Below are 25,929 nucleotides of genomic sequence, written 5' to 3'. Positions count from 1 at the left end.
TTAGAAATGCCGTTCGCGCCCGGCAAACAGGTCGCGTAGATTGCCGCGGTGACGCCAGACGATCAGCAGTGTCAGCACGCTCATCGGCAGCAGCGCCGCCGGTGCTTGCCAGGCCAGTAATGGCAGGGTGAGCGGTGTGGCGATCAGCGCAGCCAGCGAGCTGGTGCGGGTCAGGTAGAACGTCAGCAGCCAGGCGAGCACCGCCAGCAAGGCTGCCGGCGGGTAGATCCCCAGCAGCATGCCGGCCGCCGTGGCGACGCCTTTGCCGCCGCGAAAACGGAAGTACAGGGGGAACAGATGGCCCAGGACGGCGCATACGCCCACCCAGGCCTGCTGTTGCAGGGAAAGGCCGACGAGGCTGGCGAGCAGTACGGGCAGCAGGCCCTTGCAGATGTCGCCCAGCAGCGTCAGCACGGCGAGTTTCTTGCCGGCCAGGCGCAACATATTGGTGGCGCCGGCATTGCCTGAGCCACTCATTCGCGGATCGGGATTTCCCGTCAGGCGGCTGAGCAAAATGGCAAAGGACAGCGAGCCGAGCAGGTAGGCGAGAATCGCCAGTGACCAAAACATGCTAACTATTCCGGGCGAGGACGCCCTGATTCTAACGGGGCATCGCGCCCTTGTCGTGCTGCGGAGAAGAGTGCTTGGACAGAGTGTTTATCGAAGGCCTGGAAGTCGACACCGTGATCGGCGCCTACGACTGGGAGCGCGGAATCCGTCAATGCCTGCGCCTGGACCTGAGCTTTGCCTGGGATAACCGTCCGGCCGCCGCTGGCGACGATCTCACCCTGGCGCTGGATTATGCCAGCGTGTCCGCGCGTATCCAGGCCTTTGCCGAGCAGTCCCAGTACCAACTGGTGGAAACCTTCGCCGAGCGCCTGGCCGAAGTGTTGATGAGTGAATTCCAGATTCCCTGGCTGCACCTCAAATTGACCAAGCCAGGTGCCGTCCCAGCGGCCAAAGGCGTGGGCGTGGAGATCGAGCGCGGATGTCGCTGACTCAGGTTTACCTTGGCCTGGGCAGTAATATCGAGCGCGAGCTCAATTTACGTGCGGGACTCGATGCGCTGGCGAGCTTTTTGACGGACATGCGCTGTTCGGCGGTGTTCGAAAGCCAGCCGGTGGGTATCAAGAGCGGGCCGTTCTTCAATCTGGTGGTGTCGGCCTGGACCGACCTGTCATTGATGGAGCTGGACCGTCGGTTGAAATCCATCGAGGCCGACAACGGCCGCTATGCGCCAGATCGTAAAGGGTTGCCCCTGGATATCGACGTGCTGCTGTATGGCGATCTGGTGGGTAATTTCGACGGTTTGATCCTGCCACGGGCTGAGATCCTGAAAAACGCTTTTGTGTTGTGGCCGCTGTCGATGATGGCACCGGATCGGGTGCATCCTGAAGCGGGCAAGACCATGGCTGCCCTGTGGCGCGATGCGCAGATCGATCAGGTGCTCGCGCCTGTGGCGTTTGAGTGGCAGGGCCGGCCACTCACGGCAGATGTGCTTCTGTAGGAGCCGAGCTTGCTCGCGAAAAACCAGAGGGCGCTGCGTTATCGTTGATGTCCTTCGCGAGCAAGCTCGCTCCTACAGAGGCTTGTGTTGTTCTTTGTAGGCTTTTAGTGCGTTGAGCCGTTCACGCTTGAGCGCCTCACCCAGCTCCGGACCTTTGAAGCCTTTTTCCAGCAGTGGCGCCACCGCCACCTCGCGCGCAGCCTTTGCCGCCCCCCGCAAATAATCCGCCTGTGGATAACTGCGCTGTTCAAGACCCTTGCGGCCCCGCGCATCCATCTCGCAGGCGACCACGAATTCCTCGAAGCGTTGCGGTCGACGGTAGACGTCAAAACTTTGCAGCAACTCCAATAGCGTCGACGCCTTCAGCTCCAGGGCGCGATGCCCGTGGGTGTGATATTGGCCCACCAGCAGCGCGAGTTCCTGGCAATCCTTTGGCACTTTGAAGCGTTCATTAACCGTCTTGATCAGCTTCAAGCCCCGGTGTTCGTGGGCAATGTGCTGCGGCAACTTATCCACAGGTGTCAGCCCTTTGCCCAGGTCGTGCAGCAGGCAGGCCCAGCGTACGGTCAACGGTTGTTTGTGCACTGCAGCCTGTTCCAGCACGCTCAGGGTGTGCACGCCGGTGTCGATCTCGGGATGATGGGCTTCGGGCTGCGGTACGCCGAACAGCGCATCCACTTCCGGCATCAGGGTTTTCAGCGCATGGCAGTCGCGCAGCACTTGAATAAACACCTGGGGCTGGTCTTCCATCAATGCCCGGGAAATTTCCTTCCAGCTGCGCTCCGGCGTCAACGCTTCCATTTCGCCGGATTCGCTGAGCTGACGCATCAGTGCCAGGGTTTCGGGAGCCACGCTGAATCCGAGGTGCGCATAGCGAGCGGCAAACCGCGCAACCCGCAGCACTCGCAGGGGATCTTCGGCGAACGCGGGCGAAACGTGACGTAAAACACGTGCTTCCAGGTCGTGTTGGCCGTGATAGGGGTCGGTCAGATTGCCCTCATCATCTTCGGCCATGGCATTGATGGTCAGGTCGCGACGAACCAGGTCTTCTTCCAGCGTGACGTCGGGGCTGGCGTGAAACACGAAGCCGCCGTAGCCCCTGCCACTTTTGCGCTCGGTGCGGGCGAGGGCGTATTCATCGCCGTTTTTCGGGTCCAGGAACACGGGGAAGTCAGCGCCGACCGGCTTGAAGCCTTTGGCCTGCATCTCTTCGATGGTGGCGCCAACGACGACGCGATCGATATCGGTGACCTCGATGCCCAGCAGGCGATCACGCACCGCACCGCCGACTTTGTAGATTTTCATGAAAAAGCCTCCATTAGCGGCACAGGATACCGTCTGTGCCGGGCCAATGGAGGCTTTGCCGTTTCAGAGATGCACGACGGCCAGGTCCAGGCGGCCGTAGTCGGTGTCGTTATGATCGCTGCGCGGGGGAACGTGGTGGGTTTTCACCACCTGGTCGCCCTGCAGGGTTTCCAGGTGGATATCGAAGCCCCACAGCCGGTGCAAGTGCTTGAGTACCTCCTCTGTGGATTCGCCCAAGGGTTTGCGGTCGTGCTGCTGGTGACGCAAGGTCAGCGAGCGGTCACCCCGCACATCGATGCTGTAGATCTGTACGTTGGGCTCGCGGTTGCCCAGGTTGTATTGCGCCGCCAGGGTCTCGCGGATAGTCCGGTAGCCGGGTTCGTCATGAATAGCGGGCACTACCAGGTCGTCCTTGAGATCGTCATCCATGATGCTGAACAGCTTGAGGTCGCGAATCACCTGGGGAGACAGGTACTGCAGGATGAAGCTCTCGTCCTTGAAACTGCTCATGGCGAACTTGATGGTGGAGAGCCAGTCGCTACCGGCGATTTCCGGGAACCAGCGGCGGTCCTCCTCGGTGGGGTGTTCGCACATGCGCCGGATGTCCCGATACATCGCAAAGCCCAGCGCATAGGGATTGATGCCGTTGTAGTACGGGCTATCGAAGCCGGGCTGGAACACCACGCTGGTGTGGGAGGTGAGGAACTCCATCATGAACCCGTCGGTGACCAGGCCTTCGTCGTACAGGTCGTTCATCAGCGTGTAGTGCCAGAACGTCGCCCAGCCCTCGTTCATCACCTGGGTCTGGCGCTGTGGATAAAAGTACTGGGCAATCTTGCGCACGATGCGCACGATTTCGCGTTGCCATGGCTCCAGCAGCGGCGCATGTTTTTCCAGAAAATACAGGATGTTTTCCTGAGGTTCGGCGGGGAAGCGTGCATTGTCCTTGTCGCTGTTCTTGCCGGCGCGCTTTGGAATGGTGCGCCACAGATCGTTGATCTGTTTCTGCAAGTGTTCCTCACGTTCCTTCTGACGCAGGCGTTCTTCTTCGGCCGAAATCGGATAGGGGCGTTTGTAACGGTCAACGCCGTAGTTCATCAACGCGTGGCAGGAGTCGAGCAGGTCTTCCACCGCGTCGATGCCGTGGCGCTCTTCGCATTGCATGATGTACTGCTTGGCGAACACCAGGTAATCGATGATCGAACTGGCATCGGTCCAGGTGCGGAACAGGTAGTTGCCCTTGAAAAAGCTGTTATGCCCGTAGCATGCGTGGGCCACCACCAACGCCTGCATGCAGATGGTGTTTTCTTCCATCAGGTAAGCGATGCACGGGTCGGAGTTGATCACGATCTCGTAGGCCAGGCCCATCTGGCCGCGGGTGTAGGACTTTTCGGTGCTGAGAAAGTGTTTGCCGTAGGACCAATGGTGATAACCCAGCGGCATACCGACGGAGGCGTAGGCGTCCATCATCTGTTCGGCGGTGATCACTTCGATCTGATTGGGGTAAGTGTCCAGCGCATAACCCGCGGCGATGCGGCTGATTTCCCGGTCATAGGCCTGGATCAGTTCAAAGGTCCATTCGGACCCGGTGGAAATGGGTTGGCGCTTATGCTCTTTTTTGGCGGTCATGTCACTAACCTGCGCTGGAAGAGTTCACGGAAGACCGGATAGATATCGCCGGCCGAGACCAGTTGCTGTTGGGCGAACGTATCGGCAAAGGCTTCGCCGATGCGCTCGTATTCGAACCATAGCGCCTGGTGCTCACGGGGGGTAATTTCGACGTAGGTGTAGTACTGCACGAAAGGCATGATCTGGTTGATCAGGATGTCGCGGCAGATCGGCGAGTCATCGTTCCAGTTGTCCCCGTCGGACGCCTGGGCCGCGTAGATATTCCACTCATTGACCGGGTAGCGTTCGGCCATGATTTCCTGCATCAGCTTCAGCGCGCTGGAGACGATGGTGCCGCCGGTTTCGCGGGAATAGAAGAATTCTTCTTCGTCCACTTCCCGGGCGCTGGTGTGATGGCGGATGAACACCACCTCGATCTTGTCGTAGTTCCGCTTCAGGAACAGGTACAGCAAGATAAAGAAGCGCTTGGCAATGTCCTTGGTGGCCTGGGTCATGGAACCGGACACGTCCATCAGGCAGAACATCACGGCCTTGGAACTCGGGTTGGGCTGCTTGACCAGCAGGTTGTATTTCAAGTCAAAGGTATCGAGAAACGGCACGCGATGAATGCGCGCGCTGAGTTTCTCGATTTCTGCCTCTATTTCCTGGATATCGCCGAAGTTGTCCGGTTCTTCGCGCCTCAGGCGCTCCAGCTCTTCCTTGGCCTGCTTCAATTTTGCACGGCTGCTGCCCGACAGGGCGATACGCCGGGCGTGGGCTGAGCGCAGGGTGCGGATGATGTTGATACGGGACGGGTTGCCTTCGTTGCTGATACCCGCACGCACGGTTTTGAACGTGTCGGTGCCGGTCAGGTTGCGTTTGACCAAGTTGGGCAACTCCAGGTCCTCGAACATGAATTCAAGAAATTCTTCCTGGGTGATCTGGAACACGAATTCGTCCATGCCCTCGCCGGAGTTACCGGCCTTGCCCGCGCCCTTGCCCCCACCGCCACCTTGCGGGCGCTGAATGTGGTCACCGGTGGTGAACTCCTTGTTGCCCGGATGCACCACGGTTTGCTTACCGCCCCGGCCGTGGTGCAGCACGGGTTCGTCGATGTCCCGTCCGGGAATGCTGATTTGTTCGCCATGTTCCATGTCGGTGATGGAGCGGCGGCTGACGGCCTCTTCAACGGCCTTTTTGATGTGGTCACGGTAACGCCGCAGGAAACGCTGGCGGTTTACCGTGCTCTTGTTCTTGCCATTGAGGCGTCGGTCGATCACATAGCTCATGGGGGCCCCTCCGGGGAGCTTCAAGTCGTAAGCCGCAAGCGACAAGTAAAAGCGGATCGGCTTTTACTTGCAGCTTGTAGCTAAAAGCTTGCAGCTACGTCATTGCGATTTGCGCACCCGCAGATACCACTCGGAGAGCAGCCGTACCTGTTTGTCGGTGTAGCCGCGCTCGACCATCCGTGTGACGAAGTCGTTGTGTTTTTGCTGGTCCTCTTTGCTGGCCTTGGCGTTGAAGCTGATAACCGGCAGCAGATCCTCGGTGTTGGAGAACATTTTCTTCTCGATCACCACCCGCAGCTTCTCGTAGCTGAGCCAGGTTGGGTTCTTGCCGTTGTTGTTGGCGCGGGCGCGCAGCACGAAGTTGACGATTTCGTTGCGGAAATCCTTCGGATTGCTGATGCCGGCGGGTTTCTCGATTTTCTCCAGCTCCTCGTTGAGTGCCACGCGGTTGAGGATTTCGCCAGTTTCCGGGTCGCGGTATTCCTGGTCCTGAATCCAGAAGTCGGCGTACAGCACGTAGCGGTCGAAGATGTTCTGGCCGTACTCGCTGTAGGATTCCAGGTAAGCGGTCTGGATTTCCTTGCCGATGAATTCGATGTAGCGCGGCGCCAGGTATTCCTTGAGGAAGCGCAGATAGCGCTCGCGGGTTTCGGCCTGGAATTGTTCCTGTTCGATCTGCTGCTCCAGCACATACAACAAATGCACCGGGTTGGCGGCGATCTCGTGAGGGTCGAAGTTGAAGACCTTGGAGAGGATCTTGAACGCGAAGCGCGTCGACAGGCCGTTCATGCCTTCATCGACGCCCGCCGTGTCGCGGTATTCCTGGATCGATTTGGCCTTGGGATCAGTGTCCTTGAGGTTTTCCCCATCGTACACGCGCATTTTCGAGTAGATATTCGAGTTCTCCGGCTCCTTGAGGCGCGACAGCACGGTGAACTGGGCGAGCATCTTCAGGGTGTCGGGTGCGCAATGCGCCTTGGCCAGGGAACTGTTGAACAGCAGTTTGTCGTAGATCTTGATTTCATCGCTGACCCGCAGGCAGTAAGGCACCTTGACGATGTAGATACGGTCGATGAAGGCTTCGTTGTTCTTGTTGTTGCGGAAGGTGTGCCACTCCGATTCGTTGGAGTGAGCCAGCAGGATCCCGGTAAACGGAATCGCGCCCAGGCCTTCGGTACTGTTGTAGTTACCTTCCTGGGTGGCCGTGAGCAGTGGGTGCAGCACCTTGATCGGCGCCTTGAACATCTCCACGAATTCCATCAGGCCCTGGTTGGCCCGGCACAGCGCGCCCGAGTAGCTGTAGGCGTCGGCGTCGTTCTGTGGGTATTCTTCCAGTTTGCGGATATCGACCTTACCCACCAGTGCGGAGATGTCCTGGTTGTTCTCGTCGCCCGGTTCAGTCTTGGCGACGCCGATCTGGTTGAGGATCGACGGGTAGAGCTTGACCACGCGGAACTGGCTGATATCGCCGCCGAACTCGGACAGGCGCTTGGTGGCCCAGGGCGACATGATGGTATTGAGGTAGCGCCGAGGGATGCCGAAGTCTTCTTCGAGGATCGCGCCATCTTCGGTGGCGTTGAACAGGCCCAGGGGCGACTCGAACACCGGCGAGCCCTTGATCGCGTAGAAGGGCACCTTTTCGATCAGTTGCTTGAGTTTTTCGGCCAGGGACGACTTGCCACCGCCGACCGGGCCGAGCAGGTAGAGGATCTGTTTCTTCTCCTCCAGGCCCTGGGCAGCATGCCGGAAGTAGGAGACGATCTGGTCGATGCATTCTTCCATGCCGTGGAAGTCTTCAAAGGCCGGATAGCGGCGGATCACCTTGTTGGAGAATATTCGCGACAGCCGCGAGTTGTTGGCGGTTTCCACCAGCTGCGGCTCGCCGATTGCCAGCAGCAGGCGTTCGGCGGCAGACGCATAGGTACTGCGGTCCTGTTTGCACAGTTCGAGGTACTCTTGAAGCGTGAGTTCCTCCTCCTGTGTGGACGCGAAACGTTGTTGGAAGTGGCTAAAGATACTCATGACGTCGTCACCTCGCTCGATACGTGGAGCCGACGCCGGATCAATCAGTCGATGCTGGCAGTCATTGACGTTCGCCAATAGCTGTTTTCCCCCCAGAACACCCTGAAACGCTACCGATGACCCGCACGCCGGTGTACCGGCTCTCCCCTGATTTGGATGGCCTGTGCCTAAGGATAGTTCGGAATCGGGGAGGTCAAGGCGCGATGCGTAATTAGTTTGGCCGCGCCGTTCGTCAGAAACGGCGCAAGCCCAAGCGTCACGCGGGGTAGCGGGGTGTGAAAAAAATTATTGCGAATCGCCTGAAGATATTTCCGCAGGATAGGTCGCACGCCACAGCTCAAAGCCGCCGTCCAGGCTGTAGACGTCGGAGAAACCCTGGCTGACAAGATAGGCCGCTGCGCTCTGGCTGGAGTTGCCGTGGTAGCACGCAACGATCAGCGGCGCGTCGAGGTCGGCGGCGCGGATGAAGTCGGCGATGTTGACGTTGTCCAGATGCTGGGCGCCGGCAATGTGCGCAGCGGCATACGTAGGCTGGTCACGGATATCGACGACCACAGCGCCTTGTTCGCGCAGGGCTTGGGCTTGTTCGGGGGGAATACGTTTGAATTCTGTCATGGCGGGCTCCTAGGGCTTGGCGGCGGCCGTCTGTGTATTGGATACGGGGGATTCACACTGGCAACTGATGCGCTCGCCGGTGTCGATGTTCATCAAGGTCATGGCACCACCCCACACGCAGCCGGTGTCGAGGGCGAACACGCCGGGTTCTTCGCATTTGCCTTCAAGGGCGGCCCAGTGACCGAAGATGATCTTCGTGTCACGGGTTTTGCGTTCCTTGTGCGCAAACCAGGGCTTATAGCCAGGCAGCGCGGTATCGGCGCCTTCCTTGCTCTTGAGGTCCAGCCGGCCCTCGGCCGTGCAGAAGCGCATGCGCGTGAAGTAGTTGGTGATCACCCTCAGGCGGGCAACGCCGCTGAGGTCGCTGTCCCACTTCATCGGCTCGTTGCCATACATGCCGTCGAGGTAGGCGGTGTAGAGGTTGTCATCGCCCAGGGCGCTTTCGACTTCGGCTGCGCATTTCAGGGCTTTTTTCAACGTCCATTGCGGTGGGATGCCGGCATGGACCAAGGCGATGTTGCGGGCCTCGTCGTAATGCATGAGCTTTTGTCGGCGCACCCATTCCAGCAACTCGGCCCGGTCCGGCGCTTCGAGGATTTCCCGCAGCGTGTCGCCTTTTTTCAGGCGCTCGATGTTGTGACCGGCCGCGAGCAGGTGCAGGTCATGGTTGCCCAGCACGCAGACCAGCGAATCACGCAGGTTATAGAGGTAGCGCAAGGTTTCCAGGGACTGCGGACCACGGTTGACCAGATCGCCGACCAGCCACAGGCGATCGGTTGCCGGGTCGAACGTGACGCGTTCGAGCAGGCACTTGAGGGGCTCCAGGCAGCCTTGCAGGTCACCGACCGCATACGTTGCCATCAGTGCAGGGCTCCGGGTACGGCGAGGCGGAACGGCTTGATGATCGCGTCGAACAGCTTGCCGTCGGTCGCTTTCATTTGATAGGTGCCTTGCATGGTGCCGACTTTGGAGGTCATGACCGTGCCGCTGCTGTAGGTATGGCTGGCGCCGATGTCGATCAACGGTTGCTGGCCGACAACACCCGCGCCGCGTACTTCTTCGACCTGACCATCACCGTCGGTGATCACCCAATGGCGCGACAGCAGCTTGGCCGGCACCAGCCCGTTGTTTTTCACCGTGATGGTGTAGGCAAAGGCAAAGCGGTTGTGTTCAGGTTGCGATTGGTCCGCCAGGAAGCGGGTAACGACGCTGACGTCGATCTGGTAGCGAGGATCGGACATGCAAGAGGCCTTAAAAGCAGATGCGCAGGACAGCAGATGCGGGCCAGTCTAGGCCAATAGGTGGGCACTAGGCCAGAGATGGTGTCGGGGGCGCGCAGTTCAAAGGTGGGAGGGGGCTTGCCCCCGATAGCGGTGGGTCAGTTAAACAGTCATTGACTGACGCGCCGCCATCGGGGGCAAGCCCCCTCCCACATTTTTTGCCTGATGCCTTATTCCACTGTCGGCGCAGGCTGGATGGCAAGCTGGTCGGCCAGGCGTACGAACGCGGCCAGGTCCAGTTGCTCGGGGCGCAGGCTGCCGTCGACGCCGGCCGCTTCGATTTCGGCGTTGCTCAACAGCGCCTTGAGCGTGTTGCGCAGGGTCTTGCGGCGTTGGTTGAACGCTTCACGCACGACGCGCTCCAGCAGTTTGTGGTCCTTGGCCGGGTGTGGCAGCACGGCATGCGGCACCAGGCGCACGATGGCCGAGTCGACCTTCGGCGGCGGGTTGAATGCGCCCGGGCCGACGTTGAATAGATGTTCGACGCGGCAATGGTACTGGACCATGATCGACAGCCGGCCCCAATCACCCCCACCCGGCCCGGCGGCCAGGCGCTCCACCACTTCTTTTTGCAGCATGAAGTGCATGTCGCGGATGATTCCGGCGTTGTTCAGCAGGTGGAAAATCAGCGGGGTGGAGATGTTGTACGGCAGGTTACCGACCACACGCAGGCTGCTGGGCGCAGCGTTGAGCGTATTGAAATCGAACTTCAGCGCATCGCCCTGATGCAGATTGAAGTTGGGCTTGTCGGCAAACTGCTGGTTGAGAATCGGGATCAGGTCCTTGTCCAGCTCAACCACGTCCAGTTGGCCGCCACTGGCCAGCAGGCCCTGGGTCAATGCGCCCTGGCCTGGGCCGATCTCCAGCAGGCGGTCTTCAGGCTTGGCGTGAATGGAGCGCAGGATGCGGTCGATTACGCCAGCGTCGTGCAGGAAGTTTTGCCCGAAGCGCTTGCGCGCCCGGTGTTGGTAATGCTCAGTCATATACGGGTCTCGGCCATCTGATAGGCGGTTTCCAGGGCCACGTGCAGGCTGCCGGTATCGATCTTGCCGCTGCCTGCCAGGTCCAGGGCAGTGCCATGGTCGACGGAGGTGCGGATGATCGGCAGGCCCAGTGTCACGTTGACTGCGGCGCCGAAGCCTTTGTATTTCAGCACGGGCAGTCCCTGGTCATGGTACATCGCCAGCACTGCGTCGCAGTGCTCCAGATATTTGGGGGTAAACAGAGTGTCGGCAGGCAATGGGCCACGCAGGTCCATGCCTTCTTGGCGCAGACGCTCTAATGTCGGTTCAATGATGTCGATTTCTTCACGGCCCAAATGCCCGCCTTCACCGGCGTGGGGGTTGAGCCCGCAGACCAGGATACGCGGTTGGGCAATGCCGAACTTGTGTTGCAGGTCGGCGTGCAGGATGCGTGTGACGCGTTCTATGCGCTCGGCGGTGATGGCGTCGGCGATGTCGCGCAGCGGCAGGTGCGTGGTGACCAACGCGACGCGAAGGCCACGGGTGGCCAGCATCATCACGACTTGTTCGGTGTGTGTGAGTTCGGCCAGGAATTCGGTATGGCCGGAAAAGGCGATGCCGGATTCGTTGATCACGCCTTTATGTACGGGCGCGGTGATCATGCCGGCGAAGTCGCCGTCGATGCAGCCTTGGCCGGCGCGGGTCAGGGTTTCCAGCACGAAGGCCGCATTGGCCTTGTCCAGTTGCCCGGCGATGACCTTGGCTTGCAGGGGCGTGTCCCACACATACAGGCTGCCCGCCGGCGCCGGCAGGTCGGGCCAGTTGCCCGGTGCGACGCTCAGCAGGTTGACAGCCACACCCAGCTGCGCGGCCCGCTCAAGGAGCAGGTCGCGGCTGGTAATGGCAATCAGGGGATATGGCTGGGGTTGCGAGGCGAGCAGCAGGCACAGGTCTGGACCAATGCCGGCCGGCTCGCCGGGTGTTACCGCGAAACGCTGGGGTTTCACTGGGTTGCCTGGTCGGTGCCTGTTTGCTCGGCGCCTGGCAGCTTGTTTTCTACGTAGGCTTCGTCACGGATCTGACGCAACCAGGTTTGCAGCTCTTCGTCGTACTTGCGGTTACGCAGTACGGTCAGGGCTTGCTGTTCGCGGGCCTGGTTGGTGTTGTCGGTGGCGCGACGGCCAAGGACTTCCAGCACATGCCAGCCGTATTGGGTCTTGAATGGCTTGGACAGTACGCCTTGCGGAGTATCGGCCATCACCTGCTGGAACTCGGGCACCAGGGCTTTCGGGTCGATCCAGTTCAGGTCGCCGCCGTTGAGGGCAGAACCCGGGTCTTCCGAAAAGCTCTTGGCCAGGGTGGCGAAGTCTTCACCGCTTTCGATGCGGTCATAGATCTTCTGGGCCAGTTCCTTGGTTTGTGCCTCGGTACGGATTTCGCTTGGTTTGACCAGAATGTGACGAACGTGTACTTCGTCTTTCAGCGAGGTCTCGCCGCCGCGCTTGGCCAGCAGCTTGAGGATGATGAAACCGCCTGGGGTACGTGCCGGTTGGGTAATGTCACCCACGTTCATCGCACTCAGCTCGCGGTCGAACGGCGGTGGTAGTTGAGCGGCTTTACGCCAGCCCATGTCACCACCGTCGAGCGCGTTGTCGCTGCCGGACTGGGCAATCGCCATTTGGGCGAAATCAGCGCCGGCCTTGAGGCGATCATAGATAGCCTGGGTTTTGGCTGCGGCCGCATTGAGCTGCTCGGCGTTGGCGCTGTCGGGTGTTGGGATCAGGATATTGGCCAGGTGCAGCTCTTCGGAAAGCTGCATCTTGCCCAGGTCCGAGGCCAGGAAGTTCTTCACTTCCTGCTCCGACACCTGAACCCGCTCCGCGACGCGACGCTGGCGTACACGGCTAATGATCATTTCACGCTTGATCTGGTCACGCGCGTCCTCATAGGACAGGCCATCGTGCGCCAGAGCTGCGCGGAACTGGTCGATGCTCATATTGTTGCGTTGAGCGATGGTACCGACGGCCTGGTTCAGCTCTTCGTCCGAAATACGGATGCCCGAGCGCTCGCCGATCTGCAGTTGCAGGTTTTCCACGATCAGGCGTTCCAGCACCTGGGGTTCCAGGACGCTGGTCGGCGGCACACCACCGCCACGCTTGGCGATGGTTTGCTGAACTTCCTTGACCCGTTGGTCCAGTTGGCTCTGCATGATCACGTCGTTATCGACGATGGCTGCGACCTTATCCAGCTGTTGCACCGCGGCATGCGCCGAGGCTGCACCCAGGAACAGCGCGCCCAGCACGAGCGGGCGCAAACACTCAGAAAGCTTTGTCTTCACGTTCACGATAACCTTCAATGCCTTTGTCGAGGAAGCTCTCTACCTTGGCGCCGGTCAGGCCGCCGAGTCCTTTGAGGACAATCTGGAAGAAGAGCCCGTGGTCACCCTTTTCGTTGAGAGGGGCGATCTGGCTGTATTCGTCGTTGGAAACCCAGTAGCGGTTGATGACGCGCAGTTTCCAGCAGCAGTTGTCGTACTCGAAACCACCAAAGGCTTCAAGGGTACGGTTGCGGGCGTAGTCATACTGCCAGCGGGTGATCAGGTTCCACTGCGGAATGATCGGCCACATCATCGAGAAGTCGTGTTGTTGGATTTTGTAATAATCCTTCACGTAGTTCGGATCGCCTGGCTGACCGTAGTCGCCGCCGAACTGCCATTTGTTGGTCAACTGGTTATATACGATCTGGTCGTTGCGATAACGATAACCGACGTTGATCACCTTGTTCGGGTTGTTTTCCGGCTGGTAGTGGAACATCGCGCTGCCGGACCGTGGGGAATGGCTTTCGGGGTCCCAATTGTAGTCAGCACTGGCACGCCAATCGCGGTTGAAGCGGAATTCATATTCCAAAGCGATAGGCGATACGTCCGTACGGGCGTCATCACGATCAGCGGCCAATACGCCTGGCAGTTGAACCTCACGATCCTTGAAGTACACGGCCTGACCTACCGAAACGCGTTGGCGCTCGAAACCGTTATCTTCGATCCAGCGGCTCGTCACGCCCAGAGACAGCTTGTTCTCGTCACCGATCCGGTCGGAGCCGCTGAAGCGGTTATCGCGGAACAGCGAAGAGTAGCTGAACGAGTATTCACTGGTATCAAAGACCGGAATGTCGCTCTGGTCCTTGTTCGGTACGTAAAGGTAATAGGCCCGTGGTTCCAGGGTCTGATTGAAATCTTTACCGAACAAATTGGTTTTACGGTCGAAGTACAGGCCGCTGTCTACACTGGCGATAGGTATGGCGCGGTCTTGGGAGCTTTTGAACTCATCTCCCGGACCCAGCGAGTTTTTGCCAAGCGTATCAAGGTCAAGATCGTATTTGGTGTAAACGTATTTGAGCTTCGGTGTAATAAAGCCGTAAGCCCAGTTCATCGGGTATTCGACGGCTGGTGCAACGTTAAGGCGTGTGCCGTTTGCACGGGTCAGGCCTCTGACGTTGGTGTCCAGACGAGGCGACACGGCGCCGTTCTCGTCAGTAAAGGTGCCATTTTCCAAGTCACGATCAAAGCGTACAGCTTCAGTTTCATAACTGAAGTTCAATCCGCCCGGGTGGAATGGCAGTTGGCCATTCAACGTGAGCTGCGGTAACCGGTCATACGGCGTGATCTGAGAAATCGTCGCGAGCTGATAGGCCTGGACGTTCAAACGGGCCTGATATGAATCGCCCCGGTACGTCAGGGAGCCCTGCTGATTCAGATAATCCTGGCTCTCAACCCCTTCCTCGAACGACTTCAAATCCTGGAAGTAGTATGGGTCACTGATCCGGGTGTAATCCACCTGAGACGTCAGACGCGAATCCAACCCACCCTTATGCTGCCAATTGAGCATATAGCGGGTTTTTTCGTAATCGCTCTGGTTCTTCCGCTCGTCGTTGTCGTCGTTGAGGTACGCCCCACCAAACTGCCCTTCGCTGGACTTGGTGAGGTAGCGGAATTCGCCTTCCATCAACATGCCGCGCTTGGTCATGTATTGCGGGTACAACGTGGCGTCGTAGTTCGGTGCCAGGTTGAAGTAGTACGGCGTCACCAGCGTAAAGCCAGTTTCACTGCCGGTGCTGAAGCTCGGCGGCAGGAAGCCGGACTGACGACGGTCGTCAATCGGGAAATAGATGTAAGGGGTGTACAGGATCGGGATGTTCTTGACCCGCAACGTCGCGTTGGTAGCCGTACCGAAACCGGTGGCCGGGTTCAACGTGATGTTGTTGCCCTTGAGCTGCCAGGCGTTGCTGTCCGGCTCGCAGGTGGTGTACGTACCGTCCTTGAGACGGATGATCGCGTTCTCGGCACGCTTGGCGTACAGCGCGTTACCGCGAATACGCGACTTGTGCATCACGTATTCGGCGTTGTCGATCTGGGCGGCGCCGGTATCGAGCTGGACCTGGGCATGGTCGCCCACGATCAGGGCGCCGTTGTCGCGCAGGCGCACGTTGCCGTTCAGCTCGCCACGGTTCTCGGCTTGATACAGGCTGGCTTCCTGGGACTCCAGCTGCATGCTGCCCTGGCGCATGACGACGTCACCGGCCAGTGTCGCGACCTGCTGTTCCTGCTCGTAACGAGAGGCCTTGGCACCGATGAAGGTCGGCGCATCGCTCTTGTCCGTCTTGTCGTTCATGCCAGGACGAGTCGGCTCGATGTAGGCACCGCCGCAGTAAGGGCCGGTTTCGGCCAGCTGCGCTGCGGTCAGCTTCTCGCGAGGCACCCAGTCCAGGTGGCTGTAGTCTTTGCTGCGCGAACGCAGCCCACGGCCCTTGGCTTCGGTGACCAGCATGGTCTTGGGCTCGGCGTCGACGCTGCCGCCAGCCTCGCCTTGCGGCGTGCTGTTGGCCGAGCTGACGGCAGAGCCGTCATGCACCGGGCGCGGTGGCAATGGGGCGGCGGCGGTTTTCGGCGCGCAATCCCAGGCACCCGAAGCAGAGACTGAGCAGTCATACTGTTCCGCGGCGACCACGAATGAGGTGGCGAAGGGTTGCAAGGCCAGCAGACTGCCGGTTACCAGCAACGGAAATTTTCTACGAAACGCGGGGGATTTCAATGCCATCTTATTAGTCCGGGCTTCCTGCGTGCCATCTGCCCGCGGTTTGGGCCGCACGCCTCTCGATGGTCTGAAAAAGATGCGTGATAATAAAGCATGCCCCGCTTGACGGCTAGCGCCGTCGGAGACCCTTGTAATGCCCGAGCACGATCTACGTTTACAACAGCTGGAAGTCTGGCTGGATGAGCAGTTGCCGATCCTCTTCAACGCCCAGGACTGGGGCGCCGTACCCCCGGCCACATTGACTGCGGCCAGCAGCGACGCGAGTTTCAGGCGTTACTTCCGCTGGGAGGGTGGGGCGCATACATTCGTCGTGATGGATGCGCCACCGCCCCAGGAAAACTGCAAACCTTTCGTCGATATCGCGCATTTGCTCGCGAAATCGGGAATTAATGTGCCAAAAATTTATGCGGAAGATTTGCCGCGTGGCTTTCTTTTGCTCAATGACCTGGGCCGAAACACCTACCTGGACGTGGTTGACGAACAAAACGCCGATCAATTGTTTGCCGACGCCATCGACGCGTTGCTGGCGTTCCAGCAGTTGCCCATGGACGCGCCGTTGCCCAGCTATGACGTGGCGTTGCTGCGCCGCGAGCTCGAATTGTTTCCTGAATGGTACATACGCCGTCACTTGGGTATCGAGCTGGATACCCAGCAGCAAGCCCTCTGGCAGCGCGCCAGCGAACAGCTGATCGACAGTGCCCTGGCGCAGCCCAAAGTGCTGGTGCACCGCGACTATATGCCGCGCAACCTGATGATCAGCGAGCCCAGCCCCGGCGTGCTGGACTTCCAGGACGCGGTCTACGGCCCGGTAACCTACGACATTACCTGCCTGTTCAAGGACGCCTTCCTCAGTTGGCCCCAGGCTCGCGTGCGGGAGTGGCAGCGTGGCTATTGGGAGCGCGCCGGGCAGTTGGGGATCCCCGTGCAGGCCGAGTTTGAAGACTTCCTGCGCGCCAGCGACCTGATGGGCGTGCAGCGTCACCTCAAGGTCATCGGTATCTTCTCGCGGATTTGCCACCGTGATGGCAAGCCACGCTACCTGGCGGATGTGCCGCGCTTCTTTGCCTATATAGAAGCGGTGCTCGCCGACCGACCGGAGTTGAGTGACCTCGGCGAGCTGCTCGCCAGCCTGCGCCAACCGGCCGAGGCCTGCGTATGAAAGCGATGATCCTGGCGGCCGGCAAGGGTGAGCGCATGCGCCCGCTGACGCTGCATACGCCCAAGCCGCTGGTGCAGGCGGGCGGCAAGCGGCTGATCGAGTATCACCTTGAAGCGCTGGCCAAGGCCGGCTTCACCGAGATCGTGATCAACCATGCCTGGCTCGGCGAACAGATCGAAAGCTACCTGGGCGACGGTGCCCAGTTCGGCGTGCGCATCCGCTATTCAGCTGAAGGCGAGCCGCTGGAAACCGGCGGCGGGATTTTCAAGGCGTTGCCGTTGCTGGGGGATGCGCCGTTTCTGGTGGTCAACGGTGATATCTGGACCGACTACGACTTCAGCCAGTTGAAGCGACCGCTCCAAGGCCTGGCTCACCTGGTGATGGTCGACAACCCGGCGCATCACCCCTCCGGTGGCGACTTCTACTTGAACGACGGGTTGCTTCATGATGCGGCGCCCGGTGCCGATAACCTGACCTTCAGTGGCATTTCCGTGCTCGACCCCCAGTTGTTCGCGGGCTGCAGTGCGGGTGCCTTCAAGCTGGCGCCGCTGTTGCGGGCGGCGATGGACAAAGGTCTGGTAACGGGTGAACACATGAAGGGACGCTGGGTTGATGTCGGAACGCTTGAGCGTCTGGCGCAGGTCGAAACCTTGCTGACAGCGAGGCCGTAGGATGTTGTGGCCAGGGACGCTGATCGGCGCCGGGGCTGGCTTTGCGATTGCCAGTATTCCGGGGGCTTTGTTGGGTGCATTGCTGGGACAGGCGCTGGACCGGCGCCTGCAGTTGCACAGCTGGGCGCAGTTGCGCGAACGCCTTGGCGGGCGCCCCGCGTTGCGCAACGACGAGTTGTTGTTCGTGCTGCTGGGGCGCCTGGCCAAAAGTAACGGCCGGGTCGTGGACGGGCATATCCAGCAGGCGCGCCAGGAAATGCGCGCACTGGAGATGACCGAGTCGGCCCAGCGCCGAGCCATCCTGGCGTTTAATCGTGGCAAGTCCGGCGGTGACCGAGTGCGCAGTTATCTGCGCGTGCTCAAGGCGCAACCCCATGCCGCCGAGGGTGTTTTACGGGCCTGCTGGCGCATGGCCTGGGCGGACGGCCGGGCGGATGATGCCGAGCGCGACCTGATCGAGCTGTGGGGCAAATGGCTGGGCTGGACGCCGCAACAGGTCCGGGCCTTGGCCTCCGATTACACGCCGGCGCGCAAGCCATTGGTCAATCGTAGCGGGGCTTATCAGGACGCGTTGCGGCTTCTGGGGGTGACGGCCACCGCCGAGCCTTCGGTGATCAAGCGGGCCTATCGCCGCCTGCTCAGCCGCCACCACCCGGACAAGATCGCCGGCAGTGGCGCCAGCCCCGCGCAGGTGCGCGAGGCGACCGAGCGAACCCGTGAGCTGCATAACGCCTATGCGTTGATTCGCGAGCGGCGGGACTTTCGCTGAGGCGATTGCCCTAATGTGGGAGGGGGCTTGCTCCCGATAGCGGTGGGTCAGTTTGAATTACTGAGACTGACACACTGCTATCGGGAGCAAGCCCCCTCCCACATTGTTTTTTGGCATTGGCGGACACTGTGTTCAGTCTTTGCTGGCCTGCGGGCTCAACCAGCCGCGAACGCGCCGGTACAGCTGTTCCTGCTCGGCGGCGCTGTTGCCGGGCAAGGCCTTGAGCTGCACCTGCTTGTAGCCCTCATTTTTGCCGCGTTTGGCCGCCTGGGCACGTGCCAATGCATTTTTGCCGTCCTGGGCGCCGTCTTGATAGAACACATCCGCCGTAGGTACTTTCAACGCTGGCGCCAATTGCTGCAGGTCCGGTTGACGCGCGGCGGGTGTCTTTCCGGCCACCATCACCAGCTTCTGCACCTGGGCAGGTTGTTTCTCGCTCAGATAACGCGCGGCCCACCATGCGCCAGTGCCATGACCGAGCAATACCACACTGCGGGCGCCCTGGGTCTGGGCGAACGCGACGGCGGCGTCGATGCGGTCGAAGATGCGTTTGGCATCGGTCTTGTCCTGTTCATCCGCGCCCGGTACCACCGCCGGGTCAGTGCCTTCGGCTTCTGCGCTGGCGGCCTGTTCGACCGGCTGGGCGACCGTGCTGCCGTCTTTGCTGCTGGTGTCGACTGCCGCTTTGGGCGGTTCGATGACGCGTGGCGGCAGGGTGTCCAGATTGACGTCCGGCAATGACAGGCTGAGGGTGCCCCAGGCAGCGTTCGGCAATTTACTGCGCAGCGGGCCGATTGCTTGCGGCCAGTCAGCATTTTCGCCGGCGCCTGGCACGATAATCACCACGCCCTGAGGGTCGGCGCTGTTGGCGGGCTTCCACAGGGCCAGGAACGTATCGCTGCCGGCCTGCAATTGTTGTTGTTCCTGTTGCGCGACCTGGCGTTCGAGCGCGCTGGCTTCTGCCTGGCTGCGCTCGGGCAAAGGCTGGCGCTCGACGGGTGTTTCGGCGGCGGGCGCTGGCGCGTCGGCGGCCTGGACAGAAAAGGCGCTGGTAAATAGCAGCGACAGGCACAATGCTGGCAGTGCCGAACGGTTTCGAGGTGGCATCGTTAAATCCCGGCCAGAAATGATTCCAGCAGCCTAATGGGTTGATCAGTATTTGTCAGTGATGTGAGACGTGGATCATGGGTTTTCGCTTCCTGCTGGTTATCGGCTGTCTGTGGATTGCCTTGATGGCGAACGCCGCCCCGGCACCCGCCGTGCCCCAGGCGCAACTGAATGCGCAGCAGCGTGAGTGGCTGGCGCTGCACCCGCAATTGCGGGTGGGCTTGGTACTGCAGGCGCCCTACGCACAATACGACCGACGCCTGCAGCGCTTGTCCGGAGCCAATGTCGAGTTGATGCAGTGGCTGGCCAAGGCGCTGGGTATCGAGCTGACCTGGCGTAACTTTCCTGATCTGGAGCAGTTGGAAGCTGCCGTGCGTGACGGCGAGGTGGATATCGCACCCGGCCTGCAGCAAACCCCGGCCGGCTTGCGCCTGTGGTTGTTCAGCGACCCGTATATGCGGGTGCCTCAGCATATCGTCGGCATTCGCGAAGGCGGCGGCGCGGTGGAGCTGGAAAAACTCGACACACACTCGCGCATCGCTGTGCGCATGCCCAGCGCGGTGGCCGACTACCTGCGCAGTACGTATCCCAACCTCAACCTGCAAGGCGTGCCCATGGAACGCCAGGCCCTGCAGTTACTGGTGAGCCAGCAGGCGCGCTATGCGGTGGTGGATGAGGCGCAACTGAGCCGGTTGGCCGGCGAGGCGGAGTTTGCCGGGCTGGCGGTGGTCGGCGATATCGGCCTGCCGCAGTTGCTGCGGGTGGCCACGCGGCATGAATGGCCGGAGCTGGCGAGCATCATGCAAAGTGCCTTGCGGGCGATACCCGCCCGCGACCTCGACCAGTTGCACAACCGCTGGCTGCAACCCCAGTACCCGCGTTTTACCGAATCAATGGGCTTGTGGAAAAACCTCAGCGTGTTGCTGGGCCTGTTGCTGCTCGCCAGCCTTGCGGCGGTGCTCTGGCAGCGCCGCCAGCAGCGCAGCCTGGAGCACGCCCTGCTGGCGGCGCGGGAGGAAAGCGCAGCGCGTGCCGCCGGTGCCGAAGCCTTGCGGCTGACGCAGTTTTCCATCGATCAAAGTACGGTCGGCATCCTGTGGGTCAATTGGGACAGCCATGTGCGTTACGCCAACCGCGCCGCCGAAAGCATGCTCGGCTATGGCCCTGGCGCGTTGATCGAACGGCCGCTGATCGATCTTGACCCGGCCTTGAGCATGGACCGCTGGCTCAACCTGTGGAAACGCGCACGTGCCAGCGAGGACGGTGCCCAGACCTTCGCCACCGATTGCCTGCGCGCTGACGGCAGCATCCTGCCCGCCGATGTGTCCTTGAGCTTTCTGCGCTTTGCCGACGGCGAGTACCTGGTGGTGTACCTGACGGACGTCACCGAGCGCCGCCGCTATGTGGCCGCCTTGCTGCAAAGCGAGGCGCAGTTGCGCGAATTGTCAGCCCACCTGGAAACGGTGCGCGAAGAAGAAAAGGCGCGTATCGCCCGCGAGGTTCACGACGAACTGGGGCAGATGCTCACCGTGCTCAAGCTGGAAACCTCAATGTGTGAGTTGGCCTATGCGCAGCTCGACCCGGGCCTCAACGAGCGTTTGAACAGTATGAAACGCCTGATCGCCCAGCTCTTCCAACTGGTGCGGGATGTGGCAACCGCGCTGCGCCCGCCGATTCTCGATGCCGGCATTGCTTCGGCCATCGAATGGCAGGCGCGACGTTTCGAAGCGCGCACGCAGATTCCCTGCCTGGTCAAAGTCCCGGAAAACGTGCCGGTGCTGAGCGATGCCAAGGCCATCGGCCTGTTTCGCATTCTGCAGGAGGCCCTGACCAATGTGATGCGCCATGCCCAGGCGCATACTGTAGAACTCACGCTGGAGGTGGACGGCCCGGACCTGCGGCTGACCATCAGCGATGACGGTATCGGCTTCGTGCAGGCTCAAGGGCGGCCGGTATCGTTCGGCCTGGTCGGCATGCGCGAGCGGGTGCTGATCATGGGCGGGCAGTTGTCCCTGGTCAGTGAGTTGGGGGAGGGCACCACCCTGAGTGTCACGGTGCCGTTGAATGCATGACACTAAAAGGAAATTCCCGTGATCCGCGTACTGGTAGCCGAAGACCACACCATTGTTCGTGAAGGCATCAAGCAATTGATTGGCCTGGCCAAAGACCTGCTGGTCGTGGGCGAAGCGAGCAATGGCGAGCAGTTGCTGGAGACGCTGCGTCATGTGCCCTGCGAGGTGGTGTTGCTGGATATCTCCATGCCCGGTGTGAATGGCCTGGAAGCCATCGCGCGCATTCGTGCGCTGAATAACCCGCCGGCAATCCTGGTGCTGTCCATGCACGATGAAGCGCAAATGGCCGCCCGTGCTCTCAAGGTTGGCGCGGCCGGTTATGCCACCAAGGACAGCGACCCGGCGCTGCTGCTGATGGCGATTCGCAAGGTCGCGGCGGGCGGGCGTTATATCGACCCGGACCTGGCCGACCGCATGGTCTTCGAAGTCGGCCTGACGGACTCACGCCCCTTGCATTCGCTGTTGTCGGAGCGCGAGTTTTCGGTGTTCGAACGCCTGGCCCAGGGCGCCAACGTGAATGACATCGCCGTGCAACTGGCCCTGAGCAGCAAAACCATCAGCACCCACAAGGCGCGCTTGATGCAAAAGCTCCATATCAGCTCCCTGGCCGAGCTGGTGAAATACGCCATGGAACACAAGCTGCTGTAGCGGCGTATCCATTAACGACACCGCGCAAGCGCCGCCCAGCGAAGGCTTGTCGCTGCACTGTCCCATGCCCGCCATGTGTGTAGGGCGATCCCTACCCCGAACCTTCCATCCGGCTGATGCGATTCTCTCCTGGCCCCCGATTTCCGGGGCCTCGCGCCTGGACTACGCTTGTGTCACAGCAGTCCAAAACACAAAGGTGCGGGTATGAGCGAGGTGGATTCAAATGATGTGCTGGTCAGCTTTCGTGGCGTGCAGAAAAGCTACGATGGCGAAAACCTGATCGTCAAAGACCTCAACCTGGAGATTCGCAAGGGCGAGTTCCTCACCTTGCTCGGGCCGTCCGGTTCGGGCAAGACCACCAGCCTGATGATGCTGGCCGGTTTTGAAACGCCCACCGCTGGCGAAATCCAGCTGGCTGGCCGCTCGATCAATAACGTGCCGCCGCACAAGCGCGATATCGGCATGGTGTTCCAGAACTACGCCTTGTTTCCGCACATGACCGTGGCCGAGAACCTGGCATTTCCCCTGTCCGTACGTGGCTTGAGCAAGACCGACATCAGCGAGCGGGTCAAGCGCGTGTTGAGCATGGTGCAGCTCGACGCCTTTGCCCAGCGCTACCCGGCGCAACTGTCCGGGGGCCAGCAACAGCGGGTGGCTCTGGCCCGCGCATTGGTGTTCGAGCCGCAACTGGTGCTGATGGACGAACCCCTCGGCGCCCTCGACAAGCAACTGCGCGAACACATGCAGATGGAAATCAAGCACCTGCACCAGCGCCTTGGCGTCACCGTGGTGTATGTGACCCACGACCAGGGCGAAGCCTTGACCATGTCCGACCGCGTGGCGGTGTTCCACCAGGGCGAAATCCAGCAGATCGCCGCGCCGCGCACCCTCTACGAAGAACCGAAAAACACCTTTGTGGCCAACTTCATCGGCGAAAACAACCGCCTCAATGGCCGTCTGTACAGCCACACCGGCGAGCGCTGCGTGGTGGAACTGGCGCGCGGCGAGAAGGTGGAGGCGCTGGCGGTGAACGTCGGCCAGATCGGCGGCCCGGTGACCCTGTCGGTACGCCCGGAGCGTGTCAGCCTCAATGGCGCAAGTGACAGCTGCATCAACCGTTTTTCCGGGCGGGTGGCGGAGTTCATCTACCTGGGCGACCACGTGCGTTTGCGCCTGGAAGTCTGCGGCAAGACCGATTTTTTCGTGAAACAACCGATCGCCGAGCTGGACCCGGCCCTGGCGGTCGGCGACGTAGTACCGATTGGCTGGCAAGTCGAGCACGTTCGCGCACTCGACCCACTTCTAGAGGCGAACTGATCGCCCCCTGGCTTCACCAACCCTGCACGTGGAGAGCACAACAATGTTGAGATCCCTTAAGTTTTCCGTCCTGGCTATCGGCCTGATGGGCGCGACACAGGCCATGGCAGGCCCGGACCTGACCGTCGTATCGTTTGGCGGCGCCAACAAGGCAGCCCAGGTCAAGGCCTTCTATGCACCGTGGGAAAGCGCGGGCAACGGCAAGATCATCGCCGGTGAATACAACGGTGAGATGGCCAAGGTCAAAGCCATGGTCGACACCAAGAGCGTGTCCTGGGACCTGGTGGAAGTGGAGTCGCCTGAGCTTTCCCGTGGTTGCGACGAAGACATGTTCGAGCCCCTGGACCCGAAACTGTTCGGCAACACGGCGGACTACGTCAAAGGCGCGATCCAGCCCTGCGGCGTAGGTTTCTTCGTATGGTCGACGGTGCTGGCCTATAACGCCGACAAACTGGCGTCCGCACCCGCCGGCTGGGCGGATTTCTGGGACACCAAGAAATTCCCGGGCAAGCGTGGCCTGCGCAAAGGCGCCAAGTACACCCTGGAGTTCGCCTTGATGGCCGACGGCGTCGCGCCTAAGGACGTCTACAAAGTGCTGGCCGGCAAAGATGGCCAGGACCGTGCGTTCAAGAAACTCGACGAACTCAAAGCCTCGATCCAATGGTGGGAGGCCGGTGCGCAACCGCCGCAGTACCTCGCTTCGGGCGACGTGGTGATGAGCTCGGCCTATAACGGCCGCATCGCCGCCGTGCAGAAAGAAAGCAATCTGAAAGTGGTGTGGAACGGCGGCATCTATGACTTCGACGCCTGGGCCATTCCAAAGGGCCTGGCCAAGGACCGCGCCGAAGCGGCGAAGAAATTCATCGCCTTCTCGGTGCAGCCGCAGCAGCAGAAGACCTACTCCGAAAACATTGCCTACGGCCCGGCCAACACCCAGGCCGTCCCGTTGCTGGCCAAGGGCGTGCTCAAGGACATGCCGACCACCCCGGAAAACATCGCCAACCAGGTGCAGATCGATGTGAGCTTCTGGGCCGATAACGGCGAGCAGCTCGAGCAGCGCTTCAATTCCTGGGCAGCCAAGTAATCCATGTGGGAGGGGGCAAACCTTGAGGCTTTTTGTAGGAGCGAGCTTGCTCGCGAAGAACTCAGGGCCCCGCGTTTATTCAGAATGAACGCGTTGCCTGGGCGTTTTTCGCGAGCAAGCTCGCTCCTACACTGGCATTAGGGCAAGCCCCCTCCCACAAGGGATCTGCATTTATCTTCAAGATCCGGAGTTCAGCCATGGCCCTCGCCATTCCCACCCTCAAGCAGCGCCTGGCCCGTGCCGAGCGGCTCAATCGCTGGAAAGCCCAGGCCTTGATTGCGCCATTAGTGCTGTTTTTGCTGCTGGTGTTCCTGGTGCCCATCGTTGCGTTGCTCTACAAGAGCGTCGGCAACCCGGAAGTGGTGGGCGGCTTGCCGCGTACGGTGGTGGCGGTCACGGCTTGGGATGGCCGTGGCTTGCCCGGCGAGCCGGTGTACCAGGCGCTCAGTGAAGACTTGGCCCAAGCGCGCAAAAACCAGACCCTTGGCGATCTGTCCAAGCGCTTGAATATGGAACTGGCCGGCTATCGCAGCCTGCTGACCAAAACCGCGCGGGCGCTGCCGTTTACCGACGCGCCGGCCTCATATAAAGTCGCGCTGGAAACCCTCGACGAGCGTTGGGGTGACCCGGCGTACTGGCAGGCGATCCGGCGCAATACCAGCAGCCTGACGCCTTACTACCTGCTGGCGGCCGTCGATCACCGTATCGACGACTTGGGCGAAATCGCTCCGGCCACCCCCGACCAGGCCATCTACCTGGATATCTTCGCCCGAACGTTCTGGATGGGCCTGGTGATCACGGTCATCTGCCTGCTGCTGGCCTATCCCCTGGCTTACCTGCTGGCCAACCTGCCGGCGCGCAAAAGCAACCTGCTGATGATCCTGGTACTGCTGCCATTCTGGACCTCGATCCTGGTGCGGGTGGCGGCGTGGATCGTACTGCTGCAATCCGGCGGCCTGATCAACAGCGCCCTGATGGGCCTGGGGCTGATCGATACGCCGCTGGAATTGGTCTTCAACCGTACCGGCGTGTACATCTCCATGGTGCATATCCTGCTGCCGTTCATGATTCTGCCGATCTACAGCGTGATGAAAGGTATCTCACCGACTTATATGCGTGCGGCGATTTCCCTGGGCTGCCACCCGTTCGCCAGCTTCTGGCGCGTGTACTTCCCGCAAACCTACGCCGGTGTCGGCGCCGGTTGCCTGTTGGTGTTCATCCTGGCGATTGGTTACTACATCACCCCGGCGTTGCTGGGCAGCCCGAACGACCAGATGGTCAGCTACTTCGTGGCCTTCTACACCAACACCAGCATCAACTGGGGCATGGCCACGGCGTTGGGCGGCTTGCTGCTGCTGGCGACGGTGTTGCTGTACCTGATCTACAACCGGCTGGTGGGCGCCAGTCGCCTGCGCCTGAGCTGA

General features: G+C 60.8%; 23 protein-coding genes. 10 read left to right on the top strand and 13 right to left on the bottom strand.

What is annotated here, in order from left to right:
• Positions 1-570 carry a glycerol-3-phosphate 1-O-acyltransferase PlsY gene (gene plsY / locus C4J91_RS24845; RefSeq protein WP_124364658.1) on the bottom strand — a complete coding sequence of 190 codons (570 nt, stop codon included), beginning with the start codon at positions 568-570 and terminating at the stop codon, positions 1-3.
• Between the two features lie 74 nt (positions 571-644).
• On the opposite strand from plsY, the gene folB reads away from it, so the two are divergent.
• Both folB and folK read left to right on the top strand, forming a co-directional pair.
• Complete coding sequence (gene folB / locus C4J91_RS24840) at positions 645-998, top strand: dihydroneopterin aldolase (protein ID WP_015886183.1); 354 nt, start codon at positions 645-647, stop codon at positions 996-998.
• Positions 989-1,507 carry a 2-amino-4-hydroxy-6-hydroxymethyldihydropteridine diphosphokinase gene (gene folK, locus C4J91_RS24835; RefSeq protein ID WP_124364657.1) on the top strand — a complete coding sequence of 173 codons (519 nt, stop codon included), beginning with the start codon at positions 989-991 and terminating at the stop codon, positions 1,505-1,507. Before folB ends, folK begins: the two co-directional genes overlap by 10 nt.
• Positions 1,508-1,579: 72 nt before the next feature.
• Here the strand turns inward: folK and C4J91_RS24830 are convergent, their stop codons facing one another.
• The 11 genes from C4J91_RS24830 to C4J91_RS24780 all read right to left on the bottom strand — a co-directional run bounded on the left by C4J91_RS24830 (position 1,580) and on the right by C4J91_RS24780 (position 15,681).
• Positions 1,580-2,812, bottom strand: a complete 1,233-nt coding sequence (locus tag C4J91_RS24830; protein ID WP_124364656.1) for a multifunctional CCA addition/repair protein — start codon at positions 2,810-2,812, stop codon at positions 1,580-1,582.
• 63 nt (positions 2,813-2,875) lie between these two features.
• A complete protein-coding gene (locus tag C4J91_RS24825; protein ID WP_124364655.1) occupies positions 2,876-4,441 on the bottom strand; it encodes a SpoVR family protein in 1,566 nt (521 codons plus the stop codon).
• On the bottom strand, positions 4,438-5,709 hold the full coding sequence (locus tag C4J91_RS24820; RefSeq protein ID WP_124364654.1) for a YeaH/YhbH family protein: 1,272 nt from the start codon (positions 5,707-5,709) through the stop codon (positions 4,438-4,440). Before C4J91_RS24820 ends, C4J91_RS24825 begins: the two co-directional genes overlap by 4 nt.
• Before the next feature lie 99 nt (positions 5,710-5,808).
• Entirely contained in the window at positions 5,809-7,731 is a 1,923-nt protein-coding gene (locus C4J91_RS24815) for a PrkA family serine protein kinase (protein ID WP_124364653.1), read from the bottom strand.
• A gap of 285 nt (positions 7,732-8,016) precedes the next feature.
• Positions 8,017-8,346 carry a thiosulfate sulfurtransferase GlpE gene (glpE, locus tag C4J91_RS24810; RefSeq protein ID WP_124364652.1) on the bottom strand — a complete coding sequence of 110 codons (330 nt, stop codon included), beginning with the start codon at positions 8,344-8,346 and terminating at the stop codon, positions 8,017-8,019.
• A 9-nt stretch (positions 8,347-8,355) separates the two neighbouring features.
• Positions 8,356-9,207, bottom strand: a complete 852-nt coding sequence (locus C4J91_RS24805; protein ID WP_124364651.1) for a symmetrical bis(5'-nucleosyl)-tetraphosphatase — start codon at positions 9,205-9,207, stop codon at positions 8,356-8,358.
• Complete coding sequence (gene apaG / locus C4J91_RS24800) at positions 9,207-9,587, bottom strand: Co2+/Mg2+ efflux protein ApaG (protein ID WP_124364650.1); 381 nt, start codon at positions 9,585-9,587, stop codon at positions 9,207-9,209. Before apaG ends, C4J91_RS24805 begins: the two co-directional genes overlap by 1 nt.
• A 209-nt stretch (positions 9,588-9,796) precedes the next feature.
• Positions 9,797-10,609: a 16S rRNA (adenine(1518)-N(6)/adenine(1519)-N(6))-dimethyltransferase RsmA gene (rsmA, locus tag C4J91_RS24795; protein WP_124364649.1), complete on the bottom strand. Its 813-nt coding sequence runs from the start codon at positions 10,607-10,609 to the stop codon at positions 9,797-9,799.
• Complete coding sequence (gene pdxA, locus C4J91_RS24790) at positions 10,606-11,595, bottom strand: 4-hydroxythreonine-4-phosphate dehydrogenase PdxA (RefSeq protein ID WP_124364648.1); 990 nt, start codon at positions 11,593-11,595, stop codon at positions 10,606-10,608. Before pdxA ends, rsmA begins: the two co-directional genes overlap by 4 nt.
• Positions 11,592-12,926, bottom strand: coding sequence for a peptidylprolyl isomerase (locus C4J91_RS24785; protein ID WP_124365212.1), 1,335 nt, complete (start codon positions 12,924-12,926; stop codon positions 11,592-11,594). Before C4J91_RS24785 ends, pdxA begins: the two co-directional genes overlap by 4 nt.
• Positions 12,907-15,681, bottom strand: coding sequence for an LPS-assembly protein LptD (locus C4J91_RS24780; protein ID WP_124364647.1), 2,775 nt, complete (start codon positions 15,679-15,681; stop codon positions 12,907-12,909). Before C4J91_RS24780 ends, C4J91_RS24785 begins: the two co-directional genes overlap by 20 nt.
• A 130-nt stretch (positions 15,682-15,811) precedes the next feature.
• Here C4J91_RS24780 and C4J91_RS24775 point away from each other — a divergent pair, with 130 nt between their 5' ends.
• The 3 genes from C4J91_RS24775 to C4J91_RS24765 are packed head-to-tail and all read left to right on the top strand — an operon-like array spanning position 15,812 to position 18,277.
• On the top strand, positions 15,812-16,837 hold the full coding sequence (locus C4J91_RS24775; RefSeq protein WP_124364646.1) for an aminoglycoside phosphotransferase family protein: 1,026 nt from the start codon (positions 15,812-15,814) through the stop codon (positions 16,835-16,837).
• Positions 16,834-17,508, top strand: coding sequence for an N-acetylmuramate alpha-1-phosphate uridylyltransferase MurU (gene murU, locus C4J91_RS24770; RefSeq protein WP_124364645.1), 675 nt, complete (start codon positions 16,834-16,836; stop codon positions 17,506-17,508). The genes C4J91_RS24775 and murU overlap by 4 nt, the downstream gene beginning before the upstream one ends.
• A 1-nt stretch (position 17,509) precedes the next feature.
• On the top strand, positions 17,510-18,277 hold the full coding sequence (locus tag C4J91_RS24765) for a TerB family tellurite resistance protein (RefSeq protein WP_124364644.1): 768 nt from the start codon (positions 17,510-17,512) through the stop codon (positions 18,275-18,277).
• A gap of 132 nt (positions 18,278-18,409) precedes the next feature.
• On the opposite strand, the gene C4J91_RS24760 is transcribed toward C4J91_RS24765, so the two are convergent.
• Positions 18,410-19,384 carry an alpha/beta hydrolase family protein gene (locus C4J91_RS24760; RefSeq protein WP_124364643.1) on the bottom strand — a complete coding sequence of 325 codons (975 nt, stop codon included), beginning with the start codon at positions 19,382-19,384 and terminating at the stop codon, positions 18,410-18,412.
• Between the two features lie 77 nt (positions 19,385-19,461).
• On the opposite strand from C4J91_RS24760, the gene C4J91_RS24755 reads away from it, so the two are divergent.
• The 5 genes from C4J91_RS24755 to C4J91_RS24735 all read left to right on the top strand — a co-directional run bounded on the left by C4J91_RS24755 (position 19,462) and on the right by C4J91_RS24735 (position 25,929).
• Positions 19,462-21,456: a histidine kinase gene (locus C4J91_RS24755; RefSeq protein WP_124364642.1), complete on the top strand. Its 1,995-nt coding sequence runs from the start codon at positions 19,462-19,464 to the stop codon at positions 21,454-21,456.
• 18 nt (positions 21,457-21,474) lie between these two features.
• Positions 21,475-22,104 carry a response regulator transcription factor gene (locus C4J91_RS24750; RefSeq protein WP_124364641.1) on the top strand — a complete coding sequence of 210 codons (630 nt, stop codon included), beginning with the start codon at positions 21,475-21,477 and terminating at the stop codon, positions 22,102-22,104.
• A 204-nt stretch (positions 22,105-22,308) separates the two neighbouring features.
• Positions 22,309-23,421: an ABC transporter ATP-binding protein gene (locus C4J91_RS24745; protein ID WP_124364640.1), complete on the top strand. Its 1,113-nt coding sequence runs from the start codon at positions 22,309-22,311 to the stop codon at positions 23,419-23,421.
• Between the two features lie 43 nt (positions 23,422-23,464).
• Positions 23,465-24,505: an ABC transporter substrate-binding protein gene (locus tag C4J91_RS24740; protein ID WP_124364639.1), complete on the top strand. Its 1,041-nt coding sequence runs from the start codon at positions 23,465-23,467 to the stop codon at positions 24,503-24,505.
• A gap of 197 nt (positions 24,506-24,702) precedes the next feature.
• Positions 24,703-25,929: an ABC transporter permease gene (locus C4J91_RS24735; protein ID WP_124364638.1), complete on the top strand. Its 1,227-nt coding sequence runs from the start codon at positions 24,703-24,705 to the stop codon at positions 25,927-25,929.

The sequence above is a fragment of the Pseudomonas sp. R3-52-08 genome (assembly GCF_003851745.1).
Lineage (GTDB): Bacteria > Pseudomonadota > Gammaproteobacteria > Pseudomonadales > Pseudomonadaceae > Aquipseudomonas.
Note: the sequence above shows the minus strand (reverse complement) of the source record. Positions and strands in the feature narration are given on the sequence as shown.